18 protein-coding genes are annotated in these 14,612 nt (G+C 44.7%); 8 read left to right on the top strand and 10 right to left on the bottom strand.

Going from position 1 to position 14,612, the window contains the following annotated elements:
• Positions 1–104: 104 nt before the first annotated feature.
• The 4 genes from FIU99_RS20185 to FIU99_RS20170 form a co-directional block, all read right to left on the bottom strand.
• Positions 105–851 (bottom strand): ThiF family adenylyltransferase, encoded by a 747-nt coding sequence (locus tag FIU99_RS20185; protein WP_006960308.1) that lies wholly within the window; start codon positions 849–851, stop codon positions 105–107.
• 2 nt (positions 852–853) lie between these two features.
• A complete protein-coding gene (locus tag FIU99_RS20180) occupies positions 854–1,648 on the bottom strand; it encodes a hypothetical protein (RefSeq protein ID WP_039951900.1) in 795 nt (264 codons plus the stop codon).
• A gap of 556 nt (positions 1,649–2,204) precedes the next feature.
• On the bottom strand, positions 2,205–2,618 hold the full coding sequence (gene arfB / locus FIU99_RS20175) for an alternative ribosome rescue aminoacyl-tRNA hydrolase ArfB (RefSeq protein WP_006960314.1): 414 nt from the start codon (positions 2,616–2,618) through the stop codon (positions 2,205–2,207).
• A 96-nt stretch (positions 2,619–2,714) separates the two neighbouring features.
• A complete protein-coding gene (locus FIU99_RS20170) occupies positions 2,715–3,143 on the bottom strand; it encodes a PACE efflux transporter (RefSeq protein WP_006960316.1) in 429 nt (142 codons plus the stop codon).
• Positions 3,144–3,234: 91 nt separating this feature from the next.
• Between FIU99_RS20170 and FIU99_RS20165 the strand changes: the two genes are divergently transcribed.
• Complete coding sequence (locus FIU99_RS20165) at positions 3,235–4,116, top strand: LysR family transcriptional regulator (RefSeq protein WP_039951903.1); 882 nt, start codon at positions 3,235–3,237, stop codon at positions 4,114–4,116.
• Positions 4,117–4,122: 6 nt separating this feature from the next.
• Here the strand turns inward: FIU99_RS20165 and FIU99_RS20160 are convergent, their stop codons facing one another.
• Positions 4,123–4,734: a LysE family translocator gene (locus tag FIU99_RS20160; protein WP_006960318.1), complete on the bottom strand. Its 612-nt coding sequence runs from the start codon at positions 4,732–4,734 to the stop codon at positions 4,123–4,125.
• A 103-nt stretch (positions 4,735–4,837) separates the two neighbouring features.
• Here FIU99_RS20160 and FIU99_RS20155 point away from each other — a divergent pair, with 103 nt between their 5' ends.
• Complete coding sequence (locus tag FIU99_RS20155) at positions 4,838–5,713, top strand: LysR substrate-binding domain-containing protein (RefSeq protein ID WP_006960319.1); 876 nt, start codon at positions 4,838–4,840, stop codon at positions 5,711–5,713.
• Positions 5,714–5,721: 8 nt separating this feature from the next.
• On the opposite strand, the gene FIU99_RS20150 is transcribed toward FIU99_RS20155, so the two are convergent.
• Positions 5,722–6,282, bottom strand: a complete 561-nt coding sequence (locus tag FIU99_RS20150) for a TetR/AcrR family transcriptional regulator (RefSeq protein ID WP_006960321.1) — start codon at positions 6,280–6,282, stop codon at positions 5,722–5,724.
• A gap of 91 nt (positions 6,283–6,373) precedes the next feature.
• Here FIU99_RS20150 and FIU99_RS20145 point away from each other — a divergent pair, with 91 nt between their 5' ends.
• Both FIU99_RS20145 and FIU99_RS20140 read left to right on the top strand, forming a co-directional pair.
• Positions 6,374–6,904, top strand: coding sequence for a dihydrofolate reductase family protein (locus tag FIU99_RS20145; protein WP_006960323.1), 531 nt, complete (start codon positions 6,374–6,376; stop codon positions 6,902–6,904).
• 205 nt (positions 6,905–7,109) lie between these two features.
• The gene (locus tag FIU99_RS20140) at positions 7,110–8,264 is read left to right on the top strand and encodes a histidine decarboxylase (protein WP_006960325.1); all 1,155 of its coding nucleotides are present in this window, start codon (positions 7,110–7,112) and stop codon (positions 8,262–8,264) included.
• A gap of 42 nt (positions 8,265–8,306) precedes the next feature.
• On the opposite strand, the gene FIU99_RS20135 is transcribed toward FIU99_RS20140, so the two are convergent.
• On the bottom strand, positions 8,307–8,630 hold the full coding sequence (locus FIU99_RS20135) for an HdeA/HdeB family chaperone (protein WP_006960328.1): 324 nt from the start codon (positions 8,628–8,630) through the stop codon (positions 8,307–8,309).
• A gap of 157 nt (positions 8,631–8,787) precedes the next feature.
• Here FIU99_RS20135 and FIU99_RS20130 point away from each other — a divergent pair, with 157 nt between their 5' ends.
• Together FIU99_RS20130 and FIU99_RS20125 are read left to right on the top strand one after the other, a co-directional pair.
• The gene (locus tag FIU99_RS20130; RefSeq protein WP_006960329.1) at positions 8,788–9,039 is read left to right on the top strand and encodes a hypothetical protein; all 252 of its coding nucleotides are present in this window, start codon (positions 8,788–8,790) and stop codon (positions 9,037–9,039) included.
• Between the two features lie 96 nt (positions 9,040–9,135).
• Complete coding sequence (locus FIU99_RS20125) at positions 9,136–10,605, top strand: winged helix-turn-helix domain-containing protein (RefSeq protein ID WP_006960331.1); 1,470 nt, start codon at positions 9,136–9,138, stop codon at positions 10,603–10,605.
• Positions 10,606–10,661: 56 nt separating this feature from the next.
• Here the strand turns inward: FIU99_RS20125 and FIU99_RS20120 are convergent, their stop codons facing one another.
• The gene (locus tag FIU99_RS20120) at positions 10,662–11,402 is read right to left on the bottom strand and encodes a TerC family protein (RefSeq protein WP_006960333.1); all 741 of its coding nucleotides are present in this window, start codon (positions 11,400–11,402) and stop codon (positions 10,662–10,664) included.
• 579 nt (positions 11,403–11,981) lie between these two features.
• Here FIU99_RS20120 and FIU99_RS20115 point away from each other — a divergent pair.
• Both FIU99_RS20115 and FIU99_RS20110 read left to right on the top strand, forming a co-directional pair.
• Positions 11,982–12,518, top strand: a complete 537-nt coding sequence (locus tag FIU99_RS20115) for a mechanosensitive ion channel family protein (protein WP_006960335.1) — start codon at positions 11,982–11,984, stop codon at positions 12,516–12,518.
• Between the two features lie 67 nt (positions 12,519–12,585).
• Complete coding sequence (locus FIU99_RS20110; RefSeq protein ID WP_006960337.1) at positions 12,586–12,966, top strand: VOC family protein; 381 nt, start codon at positions 12,586–12,588, stop codon at positions 12,964–12,966.
• Between the two features lie 46 nt (positions 12,967–13,012).
• Here the strand turns inward: FIU99_RS20110 and FIU99_RS20105 are convergent, their stop codons facing one another.
• A complete protein-coding gene (locus tag FIU99_RS20105; protein WP_006960338.1) occupies positions 13,013–13,690 on the bottom strand; it encodes a hypothetical protein in 678 nt (225 codons plus the stop codon).
• A complete protein-coding gene (locus FIU99_RS20100; protein WP_006960340.1) occupies positions 13,677–14,612 on the bottom strand; it encodes a hypothetical protein in 936 nt (311 codons plus the stop codon). The genes FIU99_RS20105 and FIU99_RS20100 overlap by 14 nt, the downstream gene beginning before the upstream one ends.

Genomic DNA, 14,612 nt, shown 5'->3' with positions numbered 1-14,612 from the left:
TCCTCAAGACATACATATTTAATGCTCTGGTTAAAAATCCCTCTTCGAAGAGGGATTTTTACTTAATTAGCCAGTTTTGGTCCCGAAATGATCAGAAGAACACCCTACAAAACCGTTGGCGCCATTACATCGACGTATTGGAACTGAGGGAATTTGGCAACGGGGCTACCTTTGGTTATCGCAACGATAGCACCTATAGCCATTGATGCCGAAATTGATGAAGAAATGGCGAGCTGCGAGTCGTATTCCACTTGTTTTGCGTAGTAAGTCTCTGCGCTCTTTACCAAATAGTCGGACATGGCACCGGAGTGAAGCAAGTGCATCAGAATAGCCTGTTTAATCTCGGTGTGATGAGCGACTTGATAGTGCTCCAGCCAACCTGGCGTCGTGTGATCGAGCAATGTCATCCCAGACCCGAAGCCTAAATTGATGGGAAAAATCTCCACTTTCTTATGCTGTTTGCAGATATGGTGTACGAGAGGGAATTCAGGTGCATCAAAGTCTATGGTATTGATGACAAAGTCATGCTCAGGGATATGTGCCATCAAGTCTGACTCGTCCAGAAACTTGTCTATAACATTAATTGATGCTGTCGCATCTATTTTTGTCAGTCGGTCTCCAACTGCTGACGCTTTGTTCTTACCAAGCTCGTGGGAAGTAAAGTTTTGTCGATTAAGGTTGCTTGACTCAATGGTATCGCCATCGGCAATGGTGATATGCCGGATGCCAGTGCGAAGAGCCAGTTCTGCTACGACCCCACCGATTCCACAGCCTACGATCAAAAGTTTGGTAGAGGCTAGTTGCTGCTGTTCCGTAGGCGAGACGAACAACCAGTTACGTGAGTAGTCCATCACTAGGCTCCTTCGGTAGATTGTTCAGTGACAGCTTCTTTGGTTTGATAGGCTGGTCCAGAGCTAACCATTAAAATCAATCGATAGAGACTGATTTGAATCCAGGTTTTGAATGCAACCCAAGTGTTAAATATACCAACTTGCAGAATGTCTTCTCCCTTTTCAGTATCAATCCACGTCATAACAAAGCTGTTTACGTTGTGGCGCTTTGCTCTGGGTAACTGGCGGTAGTCTTTTTCAAACCCCATTTCATCGGTTTCTGAGCTGAGAACAAAACGCTTCGAGTCAAAGGTAACGGATTCCGGATTGTGGAAGTACTTTTTGACATAACCATTTACCAGCGTTTCTGCAACTCGAGCATAGATTTTAGAAGGTGGTTTGATTTGGTTGGACTCCGCGGTAGGCCATCCTTTTACAGTAAAACGGCTGAAATTTTCTATGATCCTGGGCGTTGCAGATATGTTGGTGGTATAGACTCGTCGATATTTTCTGTAAATGACTTTGGCTAAGCCTGCGGTGGCGAGTGCCAAAAGATTCGTCCCATTGTTTTCTGCGATAACAACGAGTCCTGCGTGAACAACGGTTAACTTACCTTCGCGAATAATGGGGCTCACCAAAAATCCAATAGGCACTTGTTGCTCTTTATACAAGATGCCGACAACCATGCTTTGGAATTTGTTACGTATCGCGTCTACATCATCAGCGGCATCTAACAGTCTGTGATCAACTGGTTTCTTGGCGCGTCCATTGATTGAGAGTAACTCATCGTAAATCTTTAAAAGTGCTTCGTCGCTCAAGTACTTTCCTGGATTAAAGTAATGATGTGTAGTTGTTGGTCCAAAGTGATCTATGTAGGTGTGCGTCATAGCAGCTAGCCTCGTTGTAATTATCATTGCTGTTTTTATGTACGACCTCGGCCTTATAAATAGTGATAATTTACTTTGCATAATCATCATAAATATAAATAAAAACAGGAGTTTAATAAAAATTTTGCATATGCTACTGGTTTTATATTTTGGTGAAAGGCAGTAGATCACAAATGATGAATGCAACCAATGTGATATGGAAAATTGAACGGCTTGAAAAGGTGGCTTCACATGAGGAAGTGTGGTGGGAGTTGTTGCGACCTCTCGTTGCACTCTATGCTTCGGTGTTAGCTGAACGAGCAACTCATCACTTAATAAATCGATGAGTTGCTGGCGTAACTATCTTTAATATTTTTAAAGTTAAGGGTTGATGCCTGCTTAACCTTCTGAAGGCAGGTTTCTCCAAACACTAGTTATGTTGGGTAAGTTTGGTTATTTATTTGAGTCTAGTAGGCCGCCCCAATCTTGAAGGGGTATTAAGGATATTTTAGTGGCTCACCTTACCGCGCAAGGATTTAGTTTGTGATTTTATCCCTTTGGCTTTTAGGCGTCTTTCTTTCGAAGCTCTTGTAGGTTTGGTTGCGCGGCGTTTTTTCTGTACAACATTAGCTGAGCGAATCAGTTCGGCGAGCCGATTAAGTGCGTCTTCTTTGTTCTGCTCTTGAGTGCGGTATTGCTGCGCTTTGATGGTGATAACGCCTTCTTTCGAGATTCGTGAATCATTTAAGGCCAGCAAGCGCTCTTTATACACCGCAGGAAGTGTTGAGTGCTTAATATCAAACTGCAGGTGTATCGCAGAAGACACTTTGTTCACATTCTGGCCACCGGCACCTTGAGCGCGGATTGCCGTTAGTTGAATCTCCCATGCCTGAAGCGTGACTGTGTTTGAAATAGTGAGCATTAATGAAGTGGATTTGCGGAGTAATAAGCGAAGTGTAAAGCGAATAGCGGCTAAATACCACGAGCTTTGATAAAACCAAAGCCCGTGAATCTGTGTTTATGCTGAAGTGGCTAGTCGCTGAGCGGTAATACGTTGACGAATAGTGTCGTAAACCCAGTTGAAGCCGATGGAGTAAAGGACGAAAAAAATCACCACGCCAATATCCATGACTAATACTGACCAGAATCCGAGTTGCAATGTCCACATTAGAACTGGGAAAGAGATGATCATCATGCCTAATTCGAATCCGAGCCCGTGCAGAATACGTACTTTGGCGGTTCGCTTACTGCGGTCTGCGCCGAATACTTTGTCGTAACCATAGTTGTAAATGTAGTTCCAACCCATCGCTATCAGCGATAGTGCGATTGCAAGCCCCGCCATTTTGCCCGCGCCGTTTCCAGTGATCAGCGTTGCTAGCGTCGCCATTAAAATCAAGGCAACCAGTTCAAATAGCACCATATGTAGAATGCGTTCTTTATGTGACATTGTTTCTCTCTCACTTATGTACTGATTATTTGCTATAAATAGTATCGATATTTATGATTGTATAAAGATAGTAACTATCACGAATGATGATATGTATAACATTGAGCAACTAAGGATGTTTGTTGAAGCCGTTGAGCAGGGCTCCTTTTCCGCCAGCGCGAGAAAATTGGGCAAAGTGCAGTCAGCGGTGAGTCAGGGAATCAACAATCTAGAGATTGATCTGAATATTCAGCTATTTGATCGTTCGACGCGTAAGCCGACGCTAACCCGTGAAGGGCGTCAATTGTTTAAGCAGGTCAAAGCGATTGTCTTGCAGGTGGAAGAGCTGAACGCCTCTGTGGAATCGATTGAAAACGGCGATGAGGAACTAATTCGCCTTGCCGTGGATGATGCGCTCATGGTGCCGAACTTTCCGAAGATACTTCTCCAGTTTGCTGAGAGATTTCCGGCTACAGAGATTGAACTGATTTCGACCGCCAGTATGGATGTCGTCGAGTCTTTGACTTCACGTCAGGCAGACATTGGCATCATGTTTACTGATTTGGATTTTAGTCAGGACATTCACCCGTGCTTTATTGGGCATTTACCGTTTAAAGCGATCTGCCATCCTGCTCACCCTCTGGCTGAGCTGGATACGGTCACGATCACTGATGCCATCAAATACCGTCAGTTGTTACCGCGTGGTGACCAAGGCGCTACCCTACAGCAATTTCCCGTGCTGGCGTCCAAGGTGTGGTGGTCAAACAGCTTTAGCTCGATCAAGCACACTATTCTGCATGGCAACTTAGGTTGGTCCTATCTGCCTGCTCACATGGTGGATCCTGCTATTGAGTCAGGCGCCTTGGTTGAGTTGCATGTTTCGATTGATCACAAAACTTGGAGCCCACCTGTGGATGTGGCGACCTTGAAAAGTTCAGGTAAGGGGCCGGCACTCTTATGGTTGGAAGAGCAACTCAAGCAACTGCTTGACTGATCCTTATCACGCTTTGGTTGCCAATAAGGCGCCGAAAGAGACAAGCGCAATGCCGCAGGCTTGTTCTAGCCTTTTCTTCAATTTCAGCAAGCGCGTTTGAAGTGTTGGCGAAGTCAACAGGACGGCCACTAAACCAAACCATAGCCCGTGGAGCAGAATCATATAGCCACCGTAAAACAGCGCTAGAGTCATTTCTTCGCCGTTTGGAGAAATGACTTGGCTAAAGATACTGACAAAAAACAACATGGTTTTTGGGTTCAATGCGTTACATAGCCAGCCTTGCAATGCATAGCGCCATTGAGCTTGATGGCTGTCCATGCCTGCTTGTTGCTCTAATTCGTGGCTGCTGGATAAAAATCCTTTTATACCTAGATAAATCAGATACGCAGCGCCGAGATATTTCAGACATTGGAAAAGAAAAAGGTTTTGTGAAATTAAGTAACCAATACCTAGAATAGAGTAGGCGATGTGAACCGTAATCGCGGTACTAATGCCAATGGCTGTCCAAACACCTGCCGCTCTTCCTTGTTGAACACTGTTCCTCAACACTAAGACAAAATCCGCACCGGGACTAATGACAATAAAGAAACCGAGCACGGCTAAACTAACAAATTCCATTGTGAACCTTTGTATATTGTTTATAAGATGCAGCTATTGTAGGAAGCTTTCCTCCTTTCTATAATCGAAACTATCGCCAAAGACTTGTGAGATAATTTCACATATGCGTCACCTTAAAGCGTTTCACGCATTCCACATCGCCGCATCGTCCAGCAGTTATACTCAGGCAGCAGATCAGCTCAATTTGACGCATGGGGCCGTCAGTAAGCAAATCAAGACATTAGAGCAGTATTTGGATAAGCGCCTGTTTCACAAACAAGGCCGCAATGTGGTGCTAACGGAAGAAGGGCAACTGCTCAAGAGCTATACCGAGCAGGCGTTTGGCGCTTTATCGGCAGGTGTTGCCAAGCTAAACAGCCTCGATGCTCACTCTTTGGAAGTGTCTTGTGAGCCCACTCTTACCATGCGCTGGCTGATGCCCAAGCTGGACGAATTCTATTCTCAAACAGGGACAGATGTCCGCTTATCCACGGCAGGCGGCCCAATCAATCTCGTCAATGCGGGGCTGGATGTCGCGATTCGTCGTGATGATTTCCCGATCCCGTCGCACTATCAGATAACTCCTTTGGTGGAAGAGTGGGCGGGGCCAGTGTGTACCAAAGAATACTGGGAGAGCATTCAAGGTGATATACAAAATGCCAAGGTGCTGCATTCTCAAACGCGTTTAACAGCGTGGCAAGAGTGGTTAAACGCTTCGTCTCTCTCAGGAGTCACAACAAAATCCCAGCAAAGCTTTGCTCATTTCTATTTTTGTTTGCAGGCGGCAAGTGACGGGCTTGGGATCGCTATAGGTTCTTACCCACTGGTACACCATGACATTCAGCAAGGGCGGTTAATTGCGCCTTTGGGGTTTTCTCTTACTGGGCACAACTATGTTGCCATCCAGGCTGCCGATCATCATTCGCCACTGAGTGCGCCATTCGTCAACTGGCTTAAATCGGAAATGATTGACTGCTTACCCTGTCACTGCGCAGCATAGCTCCTACGTTATTGACCAGACATTAAAGCTCGGCAATAGAGTGAAAGCGGCCCTGTCATCATGTTTTCATCGAGTTGGTCGGTGTTAGGGTTGCAGTTAAGGGCTAAAGCAAACCCGTGTAGGTAGTCCGCCAAAAGATCAATGGCATTACGCTCTTCCGCTTCGCTTAAAGACAATGGCGCGATAATAGATTTGAAACGCTCAATGAAGACCATCGCTGGGCTGACAGATTCCATGCTGAGCAACGTGGTCAATAATCCTGGATAGCTCTTCAACAACTGGACATAGCTGGTTGCTAACTGCGTGAGCTCATGCTGCCAGTTTTCGTTAGTTTTAGGCAGATAGATGTCTTCAATCAAGGAAACTGTGATGGCTTCCAGCAGCGCATCTTTGTTTTTGAAATAGTAATAGATGGCCATCGCGTCGACATCTAACTCGCTGGCAAGTGCCCGTATGCTGGGAATTTTTCCTTGCTCTTTCATCATTGATTTTGCAACCGAAAGAATACGTTCCTCACCCAATTGAGCTTTTTCTCCTGCTGGTCTTCCGCGTTTCTTCTTGACAGTCATTTTGTTATCTCGTTATAGTATTTTCATTAATTCTACATTGTAGAATTAATGGTGTCGAGTTCGTTTTACCTATCACTATCGGAGCTGTTTTATGTCTAACATCGTGTTTATTGCTACTAGTCTAGACGGGTATATCGCGGATAAAGAAGGTGGCCTTGATTGGCTGCATTCTGTCTCGAACCCAGACAATCATGACATGGGGTTCTCCGCAATCATGGAACGCGTCGATGCACTCGTGATGGGGCGAAATACATTGGATGTGGTTTTAGGCTTTGGCAGCGAGTGGCCTTATTCCAAACCTGTTTTTGTATTGAGCAATACAATGGACAAGGTGCCGGAAGGTTATGAAGACAAGGTCTTTCTGGTCAAAGGTGAGCTGAAGGATGTATTGAATGAATTGAATGCTCAGGGCTACAAAGATCTCTACATTGATGGTGGAAAAACAGTACAAAGCTTCCTTCAGCAAGACCTGATTGATGAGATGGTCCTAACTACTATTCCAGTATTACTTGGTGGTGGCGCGCCGCTGTTTGGTAGCTTAGTGAAACCATTGAATTTCAAGTTGCATAAGAGTGAAACCCATCTAGGTGCTATTGTTCAAAGTCACTATTTAAGGGCCTGAAAAAGCGCAGATACATCAATGTTTTTAACTAGAAATAATTGATATATATAATATTTTAACAACTACTCTCTTAGTCTTTCATCAGCTAAATGTAGTGGTTTTCTATCGCCAGTCACACATCCGAATTTAGCGTTCGATTTATTGTTGTAATTGCTTGTTGAAAAGGGCATTTAGACGTCGATAAATCGGACGTAAAGGATTGAACATGCCACTTTCTTATGATGATACTCAAAGACTTAGGGAGTTTTACAAAGTTTGCCTCGACAGCCAACATCAGATGTTGGGATATCCAGTTGCGACAGATTACGACTATCAGGACCTATCGTCTTTCTTCCAGTTTTCCATTAACAATGTTGGTGACTGGGCGGAAACGTCGAACTACCCAATGAATACCTTTCAGTTTGAGCAGGATGTTGTTGAGTACTTTTGTCAGCTGTTTCATACCAGCACAGAAAAAGCTTGGGGCTATGTCACCAATGGTGGCACTGAAGGCAATATGTACGGATGCTACTTGGCACGTGAACGCTTCCCTGACGGTGTAGTGTACTTCTCTAAGGATACTCACTATTCGGTGATGAAGATTGTTCGCTTTCTCAACGTCGAGCACTGTGTTGTAGAGTCTCAGGCGAATGGCGAAATGGATTATGACGCGCTAGAGTCCGCTCTTAAGGAAAACCCGAATAAACCACCAATTATCTTCGCCAATATTGGCACAACCATGTCCGGAGCAATAGATAACTTAGAGCAGATTCAGGCTCGATTGTATAACGCAGGCTTTAGCCGCGATCAGTACTACTTACATGCGGACGCCGCTTTTCATGGCATGATCATTCCTTACGTAGACAACCCGCCCAAGTTTTCATTCAGAGACGGCATTGACTCAATATCTGTGTCTGGCCATAAGATGCTGGGCTCACCGATTCCGTGTGGCATGGTGCTGGCCCTAAAAGAGCACACCGATAAGATCAGCCATCAGATTGAATACATTGCTGCACCAGATAAAACGCTGACGGGCTCGCGTAATGGCTTAACGCCTTTGTTTCTGTGGAAGTTTATTCGAAGCACCAGCGAACAAGAAAAAAGAGAGCGAATTCAAAGCTGTCTTGAACTGGCAGAAGAAACGGTTCAGGTACTTAACAAGCATAATATTCCAGCCTGGCGAAACGCCAATTCAACCATCGTGGTATTCCCTAAGCCTTCTGAAGCGATTTGGAGAAAGCACCATCTTGCCGTTGCAAATGGTATGGCGCACATCATTATCGCAGGTCAGACAGTGAGAAATCGGAGTAAGCTGAATCAGGTTTTGGATGACTTGATGAGTGAGCAAGCCTATACAGAGATGACACTCTCCGAAGAGTAAAAATGAAAAGGGCCTGAGCGCCCTTTTCTGATAGCGGATAATTTATGAGTGATGCTCGTCGACAACGATATCATGCAACATGATATCTGGTGTGTCTCGGCATTGCTGCGCCAGTTCATCGATATACGCTTCAATTCCGTTGCTTTCAATAATAACGGCGACTTCATCCGTGTTGTAATTCCATGACAAGAGATATTCCATCACGACAGGTTGAGTCTGCAATTCCAGTTCGTTGAACTGCTCACAGGTCATTTTATCGACGGAGAGTATCTCCTGATCCTCGCACTCGGCATAGCTTTTTACGCTGCTGTAGCCAACAACACCAAATACCGCTGCAAGTATGAGAACGGTGAAAGGCTTTTTCACATCTATCTCCTTAGGACTATTTAATTAAGGCAACAGACTAGTGTGTAACAAGATAAAAAAGATAAAACTAAGATAAACAAAACATCCAATTTTCGTCATATCCTTATGAATTATTTAATTATTCTATTTTTATGACATGCGTTAGTGGATGAATAGAATGCTTTCTCTTTTCGGTATTCGTGGAGCCTTGGTTCCGAACTTCGATGGTAATGAGATGCTAAATTTAACCGCTAAAACCTTGTCTGTTGTCGTTCTTGCCTTTGGTGTGAACGATGTTGGGCTGACCAGTGAACAGGATGAATTACTGAAGCTACCAAAACCTATTTATGGACTGGATATAGAAGATCTTCACATAGAATTGATTCGATCAGAGTCTGCTTTTGTGAGCCATTGGGTAGAACGACAATGAAGTCGATAAGAATTGATAATAAATCCAACAAAATCATCTAATTGTATACTATCTTTAATCTGAATTAACGAAATAATAGGGGCGAGATTTCCAAATATGTTAGAGAAAGGTACCTGTTTTATTGTTGATGAATGGCGCTTTGTTCCAAACGAAGGGCAGATTTTTTTTGCTGACGAAACGGTTAATATTGATAGAAGGCTATCTAAGCTACTTGAGTTCTTTTGTCAGTATCCGGGGCAGACACATACTCGTGATGAATTGATCGAGCATGTCTGGAATGGAACAATCCTGACGGATCAGGTCGTGACCCAAGCAGTATTTGAGCTGCGCAAGGTCCTTAAAAACAAAACGGAATCTCACAAAAATTATGTTGTGACTGTGCCAAAGCGCGGTTACAAGTTTGACGCTGAAGTGACAGTCGAAAAGCTGGAAGTATCGTCGCCTTCAACAGCTAGTGACTTGGTAGAATCGGACGATGAAGTTGTGGCACCGACGACTTTCGTCGCTGACAAACCTGCACGCTCCAAGCGTAGCTATCTTACCTGGGCTTTAGGTGTGGTTGTGGTGCTGCAAGCCAGCTTCATCGCCAATCACTGGGCAAACTCCACTTCAGAAGCTGACCACCAACATCAAGCGGTCGATAACATTCAGCACTATGAATCACGTTATGTGGTGCTTAATCTCAGCCCTGAAATTGAAGAATCTCCGGAGCTGTATGGCATGGTGACCAAGTTCATGGAGTATCTCGACTATTACAGCAATATTCGTATTGTGAACGAAGAGCCTCATTCTAAACTGGCTGCGGTTGAGCTGAGCTTCAAGCTCAAGCAAGGCAAGGATGGCAAGCAAAAGCTGGCGATGAAGTATTACAATCGCGTATCTGAGCAAACACATTTAAATCGACGTTATTCCACTGACCTCTCTCTATTTCATGCGACCTTTTTGGCAATGCTGGATGACGTACTGAGCTCGATGTTCATTGAGGTGCCTAAGCGCGATATTTTACTCACGCTAGAGGAAATGCCACGTGACCCACAGACGCTCGAAAATATGATGAATGGCATTGGCTTATTGTACAAAAATTTCGACTTTATGGGGTCTTTGAACCGATTCAGAGCCGCGAAAGAAGCGTCACCTGATAATTCGATGGTGATTGCGGTGAACTACATCGGAGAGGTGATGAATGTGTTCTTTACCGATGAGGAAAATAAGAGTGCAAAGATTGCTCAGCTCAATCAGCTTTATGAACCCGCATTAGTTGAGAGGCTGCAGGAAGGCGCTTCACCAAGAGTTTATGAAGCTAACGCCATTATGGCACTGACTAAAGATGACCCTAGGCTTGCTTCACGTATTTTGTTATCCATGCCTTATCAGCAGCAATCTAATCTGACTTACATTTTGCTGGCAAAAGCAGAAGAAGCGAGAGGAAACATTGGTGGTGCTAAAGAGCTGTACTTAAAAGCGACTCAGAGTAATTCTTCTATGCGGGCGCTCAATCTGGCAGGGCCACTGTTTTTTGACAGTAACTTAGACCCTATTCTCGAAGATATAAGCCCAGAGCAGTAAATGAAAAAACGCCGGAGTGATTCCGGCGTTTTTGTTTCTGTTTGATAGTCGAGGGCTTAGCCCAACTGATTCAAATCATTTGCAGCGTTAACCTGACTGTTGCTCGCTTTACGCTTGCTCAGCAAGATATGGCAACCTTCCAGAATCAATCCGAATGCCATCGCGACGTAGACATAACCTTTGTTGACCACAATACCTACCCCCTCGGCAATCAATAACCCACCAAGAAGCACCAAGAACAGCAGCGCTAAAGTTTTTAGCCCAGGGTACTTCGATATTGCCCCCTGAATTTTATCGGCGAATACCATCATGATTAATGCTGAGATGATGATTGCTGCGATCATGATATTGATGTCGTTAGTCAAGCCTACCGCGGTGATGATTGAGTCGATAGAGAATACGGCATCCACCGCAATGATTTGTAGAATGATGACGGCCACACCAGTGCTTAACGTACGCGAATGGGCTTGGGTCTTCGCCCCCAACCAATGCCACAATTCGTGCAAACTTTTAAGCAGCAAAAACAGCCCACCCAACAGCAATATGAGCGCCTTACCTGTGAAGTCATATTCACTGATGGTGAGCAAAGGTTCTGTCAAAGACATCAACCAGCTGATTGAGAACACCAAGCCGATTCGTGACACCACGGCGAGGCCGATACCAAGGTTTCGCACACGCCTGCGAAGGTGGATCGGGAGTCGTTCACACAAGATGGAAATGAAAACGATGTTGTCGACACCGAGGATAATTTCCAGTGCCAGCAAAGTGCCGAAGATAATGGCAATGTCTAAATTCATAGTGATAACCAGTTAACGATTAGTTAGAGGAGGTAGCAAACGTACGCAGCCCAATCAGAAGCATTACAACGCCAACAACCTAGTTGTTGTTGGCTGTGATATTTAGTTCGGGACGGTACCGATAGGGTCGACGATTGCCCAGAGCATAAGAAGTTGGGTGATCAAAAGGCTGAGCATTGTCGATTAAGCTTGCACGCGGCTAGCTCGATATTTTTTACGTAGCTGTGCGGCAAGAACAAAAAGCAATTTAATAGCGATAAAGGTCATAATAGATTCCTGGTGTAGGTTGAACAGGAGTGTATTATTTCCTAATCCGAACGGGTTTTAATTACCGAATCGTTAGCAATATCTCATCAAGCTATTTGCTGGGAATAAAAATATAAATTCTTATATATCAGTGTTTTGATATTTATTTTATCGGTACTTTATCTGTTTAACTGACCTAAAGGTGGGTGCAGTGAGCTTATGTGGGAGTCTTGTTCCTCTTAGATAGTGATTTTATTAAATGGCTATCCACCGTTGATAAATTTTCAGTGCAGTTCCTGCATGATTGAATCCAGAAATCGAGAGGAGATCATCATGCTGGAAAATGTGGCGAGGTTTTTTGCGGTGCTTAAGGAGTACGATATTCTGCTCGCACTGACATTTATCATTATCTATTGGATCATGGTTCGTTTTACGGACAAAGCGATCACGACGCTGGCGGTTGCTAAGAAAGTTGGCCTAAGTCGTACCCTGTTTATTAAGCGTTGCTTCAGCCTGATCTACTTCGGTTTCCTATTCGCTGTTTATCTAATTGCTAGTGGGATTGGCTATGGAAGTTTTTCAATTTTTCTTTCGTCTGTTTTTACTGTTCTTGGTGTTGGCTTTATTGCTCAGTGGTCAATCTTGAGCAACATTACAGCCAGCTTTCTGATTTTCTTTGTTTTTCCATATCGGATTGGCGATGCGATTAAAATTGCCGACGGGGAAGATATTGAGGGGACCATTCTCGATATACGTATGTTTCATACCCTGATTAAACACCCTGAAGGCAATGTGATTACTTACCCTAACTCCCTCTTGCTGCAAAAGAGCGTCACTAAATGTTTCGATTGTGCGAATGAATCGTCGTAAGTCCACGCTATCAACTGGGATGGTCTACCTTTAACAGACCGGGCGGCGCACAAAAGGAGAACGGACTATGCAAACAAATCCGGTAGGTTGGTTTGAGATTTATGTTGACGACATGGATCGAGCGAAGGCGTTTTATCAAACGGTTTTTGATGTCACGCTGGAGGAGATGAACGATGATGCCAAAATGGGTGTGGAGATGTGGCTATTCCCTGCTGTGATGGAACAGTATGGTGCGGCAGGCGCATTGGCGAAGATGGAAGGTGTTTCAGCAGGCGGCAACAGCACGATGGTGTATTTCTCGTGCCAAGATTGCAGCGTTGAAGAGGCCAGAGTCGCTGACGCTGGTGGGAAAGTTGAACACTCCAAATTCTCTATTGGTCCTCATGGCTTTATCGCCGTGGTGTCGGACACAGAAGGGAATATGATTGGCCTTCACTCAATGGCTTGATAGCCATTCGCTTCCCTCCGTTTTGCTGTGAGGGAAGCAAACCACCTTATTCCCAAGAGTAAGTCGTTTTCTTGTTGGGCTTACGCTTCTTCTCAACCTCTGTCGCACAGAGATAATCTTCACGAAAATCAGGATTGTCTTTCATCTCCAATGGGACAAATAGTCGGATCTTCGTCCCTGCGACGACGACAGTTCGATTTCCCATCACGGCGATATCACCACGATGCAATCTGATACCTTTCATGGTTTTCACCGATGCGCTAGATGAGGAAAGCACCACCGGATAGCCAAACAAGGTCAGTTCTTGATTGGTCAGAGTGACGGTCTCTTTGAATGTCACCTCAAAATACTGTTCTTCAGAACGGATAATACTTTCCAGTTCACGCACTTTATCTTCAACCGACGCGGAAAATACCCACTGGCCGAGAATCGTTTCCCATTTGCCGCCGAGTCGCAGACATTTCTTGTAAAGAAATTGATTTTTACGGCCACTGCTGAGCGTGCAAATGTCGATACTGCTTTGCTCTTCAAGGGGTAGTGTGAGCTTAAAAATGGCTTCGTTGGAGTAGTACTTGTATTTGTTTGAGACTTCTTCAACATGCAGCTCAACTTCACCGAGCGGCAAGTCACGACTGTAATCGTCAATGATGATTTTACAATGCGAACGCCCAGTGGAAGCGAGAAAGAAATCTCGCTCTTTCTTCAGAATATTAAAGGTTCTCATTGTCGCCGTTTGTTTCTCGTAGAATCTGTTCCATCAAAGCTTGTTGCTCACGATCGATCGTGTCTTGTTTAACTGGTTTCGCAGGTTCTGTCACCTCTTCCCATGTCGCTTCCGACGCGTTTTCTGCCGACGTGCTTTCACCCGCCCCACGCAGTTTATCAATACGAGAAAGAATGCTGCCGACTTTTCCGCTAGGCCTTATACCTTGTGTCATTCGGCGCTCAATTTCACGATCAGTTTCTGTTGGCTCCACTTTGAGCACGTTCTGTTCGACGTCTTTTTCTCTTTGGTCGAGTGTCTGATCGAGGTTGTTCTGCACTTCTTGATACGCGTTGATGTATAGCACTTTGAATTCTTCGGCGAGATTTTTCTCAGACAGCGATTTCAGGTAACTGTTTTTACGGTTAAAGATGTACTTTTCAACGCGAGTTTGCGGATCTTTCTTAATTAAAATGCGATGGCGAGCTTCAAGAATTTCGTTGTTGAGCGGAAGGTCTTTCAGCATAGAGAGCAGAGCCAACGCGGGTGGCCACTCTTTACCTGCCACCAAACGCTCACGTAGATGATGAACAATGCGCTCAACATCATCGATGGAAAGCTCAGAGGCAAACGCCGCAAATTCATCATCCGGCTCTGAGCCGTACATGTGAGTGAACTGAGTGGAGAAGTTCTCCTGCATTTTGCCAAAGAAACCCATGATGTGCTTACGTTGTTCTACAGAGTAGGGACGAAGCACATCCTTCAAATCCTGATTGAACTCGCTGCTGACTTGCATCTGGTTCGAAGTAGTTGCAGGCGCGGCAGGCGTTTGAGTTTGCTGAACAACGGGGATGCTAGGTTTGGTAACCTGTTGAGTTGTTTGAGCGGGCTTATCCTGACTTTTTTGCTTCCAAGAAGAGGCGATCTCGTTGATATCTTTCAT

This window comes from Vibrio sp. THAF64 (assembly GCF_009363455.1).
GTDB classification, from domain to species: domain Bacteria; phylum Pseudomonadota; class Gammaproteobacteria; order Enterobacterales; family Vibrionaceae; genus Vibrio; species Vibrio coralliilyticus.
This window is presented reverse-complemented; position numbering and strand designations above follow the sequence as displayed.

Coding starts and splice junctions, on each gene's coding strand:
- FIU99_RS20125 (WP_006960331.1), top strand. CDS start 9,136: ATGTTAGAGAAAGGTACCTGTTTTATTGTTGATGAATGGCGCTTTGTT.
- FIU99_RS20120 (WP_006960333.1), bottom strand. CDS start 11,402: ATGAATTTAGACATTGCCATTATCTTCGGCACTTTGCTGGCACTGGAA.
- FIU99_RS20105 (WP_006960338.1), bottom strand. CDS start 13,690: ATGAGAACCTTTAATATTCTGAAGAAAGAGCGAGATTTCTTTCTCGCT.
- FIU99_RS20185 (WP_006960308.1), bottom strand. CDS start 851: ATGGACTACTCACGTAACTGGTTGTTCGTCTCGCCTACGGAACAGCAG.
- FIU99_RS20155 (WP_006960319.1), top strand. CDS start 4,838: ATGCGTCACCTTAAAGCGTTTCACGCATTCCACATCGCCGCATCGTCC.
- FIU99_RS20100 (WP_006960340.1), bottom strand. CDS start 14,612: ATGAAAGATATCAACGAGATCGCCTCTTCTTGGAAGCAAAAAAGTCAG.
- FIU99_RS20165 (WP_039951903.1), top strand. CDS start 3,235: ATGTATAACATTGAGCAACTAAGGATGTTTGTTGAAGCCGTTGAGCAG.
- FIU99_RS20115 (WP_006960335.1), top strand. CDS start 11,982: ATGCTGGAAAATGTGGCGAGGTTTTTTGCGGTGCTTAAGGAGTACGAT.
- FIU99_RS20150 (WP_006960321.1), bottom strand. CDS start 6,282: ATGACTGTCAAGAAGAAACGCGGAAGACCAGCAGGAGAAAAAGCTCAA.
- FIU99_RS20110 (WP_006960337.1), top strand. CDS start 12,586: ATGCAAACAAATCCGGTAGGTTGGTTTGAGATTTATGTTGACGACATG.
- FIU99_RS20160 (WP_006960318.1), bottom strand. CDS start 4,734: ATGGAATTTGTTAGTTTAGCCGTGCTCGGTTTCTTTATTGTCATTAGT.
- FIU99_RS20145 (WP_006960323.1), top strand. CDS start 6,374: ATGTCTAACATCGTGTTTATTGCTACTAGTCTAGACGGGTATATCGCG.
- arfB (WP_006960314.1), bottom strand. CDS start 2,618: ATGCTCACTATTTCAAACACAGTCACGCTTCAGGCATGGGAGATTCAA.
- FIU99_RS20140 (WP_006960325.1), top strand. CDS start 7,110: ATGCCACTTTCTTATGATGATACTCAAAGACTTAGGGAGTTTTACAAA.
- FIU99_RS20170 (WP_006960316.1), bottom strand. CDS start 3,143: ATGTCACATAAAGAACGCATTCTACATATGGTGCTATTTGAACTGGTT.
- FIU99_RS20130 (WP_006960329.1), top strand. CDS start 8,788: ATGCTTTCTCTTTTCGGTATTCGTGGAGCCTTGGTTCCGAACTTCGAT.